The sequence below is a fragment of the Campylobacter concisus genome (assembly GCF_902460875.1).
GTDB classification, from domain to species: domain Bacteria; phylum Campylobacterota; class Campylobacteria; order Campylobacterales; family Campylobacteraceae; genus Campylobacter_A; species Campylobacter_A concisus_AA.
This window is the reverse complement of sequence record NZ_CABPVR010000002.1, coordinates 59,203-66,314: the sequence shown is the minus strand read 5'-3', so window position 1 is coordinate 66,314 and position 7,112 is coordinate 59,203. Positions and strand designations below refer to the sequence as shown.

The following is a 7,112-nucleotide window of genomic DNA, read 5'->3' as shown; positions in this document are numbered from 1 at the left end:
TTTTATAAAATTAATATTTATAATTAAATAAATTTTAACTAAAAAATTTAAAATCCCTTTTTTTGCGATATATTTTCAAAATATAAAAAATAATATTTTGAGAAATTTTATTTTATTTTGATGAATCTTCAATATTTTAAGCATATTATTCTGAAAGTAAATATCAACTATAATTTTTAATAATTTCTAAAAATTTAGCATATTTAAGGCGAGAGAAATTTTTGAGATAAAAATTTTTAAAAGCCCAAATGGATGAAATTTAGGCTTTTAAAGTTGCATTAAAATGGCCAGATGGCCTCCATGAGCCTTGTGCCCCAAGGTTTTTTGGTAGATTTGTCTAGCTCACCCTCGGTTTTATATAAAATTTTGGCATCAGCTATATATTTTGAGTCGATTTCGTTGTTTTGTGAGATGTCGTAAGGTCTGATAACGCCACTTACTTGCATGATCTGCTTTTCGCCGTTTATAAGTAGCTCGCGGCTACCCTCGATAAAGTAATTGCCGTTATTTAGTATTTTTATGATCCTAGCTGAAATGGTTGCGGTAAATTTCTCGCTTCTGTTGCTCGTGCCACTTCCTGTAAATTTATTGCCACCACCTGCTTTAAAGCCGATGTCGCCGTATTTGTTTAGATTATCAGCTATATTTGAAAGTGGAGCGGCTCCAGCCGTAAATACACCTCCGCCAAGCGAAACGGTGCTATCTTTGTTGGTACTTTTGCTACCAGTTGAAGTTTGGCTTGCATTTTCTGAGATAACGATAGTCACGATATCATTTACATTCATCGCTTTTCTATCTGAAAAAAGAGGATTTTCGCCCTTTCCAAAGAGGCTGCCAGCGTTGCTTTGTCCGGTTCCACTATCTTTTGAAGGGAGTTGCTCGACATAAACTGGGGGTTTCATATTGATATGAGGATCAGCGCTTGGTGTGCAGCCAGTGCAAATAATGCCCGCAGATAAGACGAGCCAAATCGTTTTATGGTTCATAAAAAATGCCTTAAAATAAGTATCTTTGTGCTAGAATTAAGCAATTTAAGTTCCTAAAAAGGTCGCAAATGAAAAGTTGTTACGTTTTTACAGACAAAAATTTAGCACATCTGCAAGAAATTATAGCTACAAAATTCAAAAAAGTTGAGATTTTTAAAATAATCCCAGATGAAAATGATAAAAATAACTTAATAAACTCAAATGAAAAAGAATTTTTTCTAAAATTTATAGATAAATTTGAAGAGTTAAAAGCCAAAAGCGATTTTGTTATAGTTCTTGGCTGTGAGAGCTTTAGTATCTTTGGTAAAAGCGAGCTAAATTTAAAGCTAGCAAGAAATTTAAACACACCAATTTTTGACGAACATGTAAGTGAACTAAAAGCACTAAATCCAAACTCAAAGCTTCTAATCACCGATAAGATCGATGAAATTTTAAACTATCAAGCCCAGATTGTCACTCCTTTTAAATTTCAAAGCTTGCTTCTAAAAAGAGCTAAAATGGCAAATAAGACCGTTATTTTGCCAGAAAGCGATGATGAGAGGATCTTAAGAGCTGCTCACATCGTACTAGAAAAAGATGCGGCAAATATCATTTTACTAGGACTTGAAAGCGAAATTTCAAAAAAGGCAGCTGCTTTTGGGCTAAATTTAAGCAAAGCTAAAGTGATCAACCCAGCACAAAACGAGCTGACAGATGAATTTGCAAAGAAAATTTATGAGCTTAGAAAGCATAAAGGTATGGACGAAGTCAAGGCAAATGCGCTTGCAAAAGATAAAATTTACTTTGCCACAATGCTAATTTATGAAGGCTTGGCTGATGCCTTAGTAAGTGGCGCTACGATGAGCACAGCTGATACGATCCGTCCAGCTTTACAGATCATAAAAACAAAACCGAATGTAAGTGTGGTAAGCGGGGCATTTTTCATGGCACTTGAAGAAGAAATTTTGCTCTTTGCAGACTGTGCCGTCACGCCAAATCCAAGCGCAGATGAGCTTGCTAGCATCACGCTAAGTAGCGCTCAAACAGCAAGTGCATTTGGCCTTAGTCCAAAGATCGCTATGCTGAGCTACTCTACAGCTGATAGCGGAAGTGGGCCTGATGTGGAGTTTATAAAAGAAGCTGCTAAAAAAGCACTTGAGCTTGACGCAAATTTAAAAATTGCAGCACCTATTCAGTTTGATGCAGCTATCGAGCCAAGTGTGGCTAGTAAAAAAATGCCAAACTCTGATATAGCTGGGCATGCAAATGTCTTTATCTTTCCAAATTTAAACTGCGGAAATATCTGTTATAAAGCAGTTCAGCGAAGCGCAAACGCTCTAGCTGTGGGTCCAATACTTCAAGGATTAAAAAAGCCAGTTAATGACCTAAGCCGCGGTTGCCTCGTTGAAGACGTGGTAAATACTATCTTAATCAGCGCCATACAAGCAGGAGAATAATATGAGAATTTTGGTTTTAAACTCGGGTAGTAGCTCAATAAAATTTCAACTTTTTGCAATGGATACCAAAACCAGTCTAGCAAGCGGTCTAGTCGAGCAAATCGGTAGCTCCAGCTCAAGGGCGGTACTAAAAGCAAATGGCGAAACCTATGAGATAAAACGCTTTATAAAAGACCACCATGACGGACTTGAGGCGATGAACGAGCTTTTTGTTACATCACACACATTGCACGATCTAAGCGAGCTTGATGGTATCGGACACAGGATAGTTCACGGTGGCGAGAGCTTTTTTAGCTCGATGATCGTTGATGAGAGCGTCATCAAAAAGATCGAGGAGATAAGTCCGCTTGCCCCACTTCACAACCCAGGGCACCTTGCTGGCATCAAAAATGCGATGAAAGAGAGCAAAAACGTACCTCACGTGGTCGTTTTTGACACGGTATTTCATCAAAGCATGCCAGAGTACGCCTACCGCTATGCCCTACCATACGATGTTTGCAAGACTCATCATATCAGAAAATACGGCTTTCACGGCACATCACATAGATATGTTTGCAAGCAAGCGGCCAAAATGCTTGGTATAGAATTTGATAAATTTAATGCCATCTCACTTCATCTAGGAAATGGCGCCTCAGCCTGTGCGGTACAAAATGGCAAAAGTATCGACACCTCGATGGGGCTTAGCCCGCTTGAAGGGCTCATAATGGGTACAAGAAGCGGCGATATGGACCCAGCTGTGGTCATTTACCTGCTAAATATCGGCGTTTTAAAGTGGAACGAGATAGATAACTTTTTAAACAAAAAAAGCGGACTTTTTGGAATTTGTGGCTCAAGTGACATGAGAGAGGTTGTAGCTAAGATGCAAAACGACGAGCGAGCTAAGCTTGCCTTTGATATGTTTTGCTACCGAGTGAAAAAGTACATTGGCTCATACTACGCCATTTTAGGACGCGTTGATGCGCTCATATTTACCGGCGGTATTGGCGAAAATGCACCAAATACAAGGCAAAAAATTTGTGATGAATTAAAACATCTTGGCATTCACATAAATCACGATCTAAATTTCCAAGACATGCGAGGCGAGAGATGCATAGATGGGGATGACGCTAAGATAAAAACACTTATCATACCAACAAATGAAGAGCTAGAAATCGCAATAGAAACGGCTAGAGTAATAAAAGAGAACAAATCCAAATAAATAGATGTTTAAAATAAAATAGTTATTTTGTATTTTGCCAAACTTAACATATAAATTTTTAAGTCTAGCTCGTTTTAAAATAGAATTAGCATTTTTAGGCTACGAGATAAAAAGCTTTTGCGACTTTGAACTCGCAAAAGCTTGCAATCAATTTTTCTTAAAAAATCTCAAAATTTTTGCTTGGAGTTTAAACTGATCTGAAAGCTCCATTATCGGATAAGCACCAGCGTATTTTTTACCGCCAGGCAAATCCTTGCTAACACCACCACGTGCTGCGATCTGTGCAAAGTCACCCACACTTACATGTCCAGTCGAGCCACTTTGCCCGCCCATGACAACGTTTCTGCCTAGTATCGTTGAGCCAGCAAGGCCAGTTTGCGAGACTATAAGGCATCCGTTTCCAAGCTCACAGTTGTGGCCTATTTGAACGAGATTATCTATCTTTGTGTAGTTTGCGATCACGGTACTTTCAAATACTCCACGATCTATCGTCGTACAAGCTCCGATCTCGACAAAATCACCTAGGACAACGTTGCCGTTGTGATAAATTTTCACATGCTCACCGGTTTTTGTGTGTGCATAGCCAAAGCCATCACTTCCGATCACGCAGTTTGCTAGCAGGTGACACTCATTTCCAACCACACAGTCATTGTAAATGACAACATTTGGATGGATGATACAGTTTTTGCCAATAGTCACATTATCGCCCAAAAATACCCCAGCCATGACTATCGTATTTTCACCAACACTCACGTTTGAGCCGATGTAGACATTTGGCATAATAGTAGCACTTGGAGCTATATTTGATGGCTTTGGCTCGCAAAATAGCGGCTTTGCATAATCTTTGCTAAGCAAGGCAAATGCAAGGTGCGGGTTGTCACACACAAGTGCGACCATGCCAACTGGCACCAAGTCTAAAAGCGATTTTGCCACCAATATGGCTCCAGCATTTGAGTTGCTTATAAATTTTGCATTTTTCTCGCCATCGCAGTATGTTAGCTCGGCCTTATTTGCATTTTTTAAAGAATTTAAGGCAAAAATTTCTATATCTTCTCCGCTAAAAGTAGCGTTTACTTTTAAAGCTATTTCACTTAGTTTCATCATATATCCATTATCACAGATCCGCCGCGTACGACGTCAACTGGGTTAAATTTCTTTATAGATTTTAAAAAGCTCTCTATCCTACTCGCATCATCAGCCACCATGACGACTATGTAGTTTTCATTTGTGTTTGTCACGATGCCGTTGTATGCCTTTAGTATGGCCTCAAGGCCTGCAAAATTTTCACCAAGCGGAATTTTTACGAGCGCCATCTCTTTTTCGACAAATTCGCCACTTTCTATGACTTTATACGTTGGTATGAGCTTATGAAGCTGCTTTACGATCTGCTCTAAAACTCTCTCGTCGCCACTTGTTACGATACTTAGCCTTGAGAAGTTGCTCTCAGGTATTGGAGCAACTGTGAGTGTATCGATATTGTAGCCTCTGCCCGCAAAAAGCCCAGAAATTCTAGCCAAAACGCCGTGTTCATTTAAAACTATAACCGAAATCGTTCTTCTGATACTCATTTTTCTTCCTTGCTCTTTAATATCATATTATAAATCGCGGCTCCAGCTGGAACCATAGGAAGCACATCCTCAAAACGGTCGATCCTAACGTCGATCATCGCTGATTTTTTGCTATCGATCGCTTCTTTTAAAGCCTTTCTAAACTCATCCTTACTCTTGCAAACAAAGCCAACTCCGCCAAATCCTTCAGCGATCTTTACAAAATCAGGCTGCAAGCTAAGATCAGTTGATGAGTAGCGTTTTTCATAAAAAAATGTCTGCCACTGACGAACCATACCCAAGAAATTGTTATTTAAAATGATGTTTATAACTGGCATATTTATCTCATGAGCCGTCATTAACTCTTGGATATTCATAAGTATTGAGCCATCGCCTGTAAAATTTATAACAAGATTGTCTGGTTTTGCACATTTTGCGCCGATCGCTGCAGGGAGGCCAAATCCCATTGTGCCAAGTCCACCACTTGTGACAAGCTGTCTTGCTCGGTTAAACGGATAAAACTGCGCCACCCACATTTGGTGCTGTCCGACATCTGTTGAGATTATCGCATCAGCTCCTGCTATCTTTGCGGTCTCTTCGATAACCCATTGCGGTTTTAAGACCTTGTCGCTATCTGTGTAGCCAAGTGGATTTAGTTTAGAATATCTATCTAAAATTTCTCTCCAAGGGGCGTAGTTTTCAGGCTTTGCATTGACTTCTTCATAAAGCTCAGTTAGCACGTTTGCAAGATCGCCAACGATTGGATAGTGGGCATTTATGATCTTTGAGATGGAGCTTGGATCGATATCGATGTGGATAATCTTTGCATGTTTGGCAAACTCGTCCGTCCTGCCGGTGATCCTGTCACAAAATCTAGCTCCAAGCGAGATGAGAAGGTCACACTCGCTAAGTGCCATATTTGAAGCGTAGCTACCATGCATACCTGCCATGCCTAAATTTAGCTCATCTTTTGCGTCAAGTACGCCAAGAGCCATAAGCGTTTCGACTGCTGGGATGCCAGTTTTTTTCATAAATTTACGGATGATATTGCTAGCTCCAGATGCGATCGCACCACCACCGATGTATAGAAGCGGCCTTTTAGCTTCATTTATCGCAACTGCTGCTTTTTTTATCTGTTTTGAGTTACCCTTATAGGTCGGTTTGTAACTTGGGATAGAAATTTCTTTTGGATATACAAAATCTCCAAGTCTTGATGTGATATTTTTTGGGATATCGATATGAACCGGTCCTGGACGGCCTGATCTTGCGATATAAAAGGCTTCTTTTATGATACGAGGTAGCTCTTCAACGCTATTAACTAAAAAGTTATGCTTAACACAGGGGCGTGAAATGCCGACTGCATCGATCTCTTGAAAAGCATCTGTGCCGATCATAAATGTTGGCACTTGACCACTTATAAGCACGATAGGAATACTATCACTATAAGCTGTTGCAAGGCCAGTGACTGCATTTGTAAAGCCAGGGCCACTTGTCACAAAAGCAACGCCAACTTTACCACTAACTCTAGCGTATCCATCGGCCGCATGAACGGCTGCTTGCTCGTGGCGAACCAAAACGTGTTTAAAATAAGTCTGCTTGTATGTTTCGTCGTAGATATTTAAAGCTGCACCGCCAGGATAGCCAAAAACTATCTCAACGCCCTCTTCGTGCAAGGCCTCGCTTATCATCTGTGAACCAGAAATCTGTTTTATCATCACTTTAGCCTTTTGATAAATTTATCGCAGATTATATCCCAAAGCATTTTAAATCCATTTTAACTTTCTAGCGAAATTTAGGTATTGCTTTGATTTTCTTGAAAAATTTTTAACTAGCTTAGAAGAATAATACAAAATATTTTACATAAAATTAAACATATTATTTTTAGTAAAATTGATAAATTTAAGTGAGCAAAGATTATAAAATTTTAAGAGCTAAAACTCATTTG

6 protein-coding genes are annotated in these 7,112 nt (G+C 39.4%); 2 read left to right on the top strand and 4 right to left on the bottom strand.

The window, feature by feature from the left end; translation table 11 throughout:
* Positions 1–278: 278 nt before the first annotated feature.
* Positions 279–986: a flagellar basal body L-ring protein FlgH gene (gene flgH / locus F3H01_RS01190; protein ID WP_107691226.1), complete on the bottom strand. Its 708-nt coding sequence runs from the start codon at positions 984–986 to the stop codon at positions 279–281.
* 68 nt (positions 987–1,054) lie between these two features.
* Here flgH and pta point away from each other — a divergent pair, with 68 nt between their 5' ends.
* Positions 1,055–2,422: a phosphate acetyltransferase gene (gene pta / locus F3H01_RS01185; RefSeq protein WP_149724563.1), complete on the top strand. Its 1,368-nt coding sequence runs from the start codon at positions 1,055–1,057 to the stop codon at positions 2,420–2,422.
* A 1-nt stretch (position 2,423) separates the two neighbouring features.
* Entirely contained in the window at positions 2,424–3,620 is a 1,197-nt protein-coding gene (locus F3H01_RS01180; RefSeq protein ID WP_149724562.1) for an acetate kinase, read from the top strand.
* A 147-nt stretch (positions 3,621–3,767) separates the two neighbouring features.
* Here the strand turns inward: F3H01_RS01180 and lpxD are convergent, their stop codons facing one another.
* The 3 genes from lpxD to F3H01_RS01165 are packed head-to-tail and all read right to left on the bottom strand — an operon-like array spanning position 3,768 to position 6,879.
* Positions 3,768–4,721, bottom strand: coding sequence for a UDP-3-O-(3-hydroxymyristoyl)glucosamine N-acyltransferase (lpxD, locus tag F3H01_RS01175; protein ID WP_149724561.1), 954 nt, complete (start codon positions 4,719–4,721; stop codon positions 3,768–3,770).
* Positions 4,721–5,182, bottom strand: coding sequence for an acetolactate synthase small subunit (gene ilvN / locus F3H01_RS01170; RefSeq protein WP_223154400.1), 462 nt, complete (start codon positions 5,180–5,182; stop codon positions 4,721–4,723). Before ilvN ends, lpxD begins: the two co-directional genes overlap by 1 nt.
* Before the next feature lie 2 nt (positions 5,183–5,184).
* Positions 5,185–6,879 carry an acetolactate synthase large subunit gene (locus tag F3H01_RS01165; RefSeq protein WP_223155312.1) on the bottom strand — a complete coding sequence of 565 codons (1,695 nt, stop codon included), beginning with the start codon at positions 6,877–6,879 and terminating at the stop codon, positions 5,185–5,187.
* Positions 6,880–7,112: the final 233 nt, after the last annotated feature.

Excerpts from the sequence above, each read along its gene's own strand:
- lpxD (WP_149724561.1), bottom strand. The coding sequence starts at position 4,721 with ATGAAACTAAGTGAAATAGCTTTAAAAGTAAACGCTACTTTTAGCGGA.
- flgH (WP_107691226.1), bottom strand. The coding sequence starts at position 986 with ATGAACCATAAAACGATTTGGCTCGTCTTATCTGCGGGCATTATTTGC.
- pta (WP_149724563.1), top strand. The coding sequence starts at position 1,055 with ATGAAAAGTTGTTACGTTTTTACAGACAAAAATTTAGCACATCTGCAA.
- F3H01_RS01180 (WP_149724562.1), top strand. The coding sequence starts at position 2,424 with ATGAGAATTTTGGTTTTAAACTCGGGTAGTAGCTCAATAAAATTTCAA.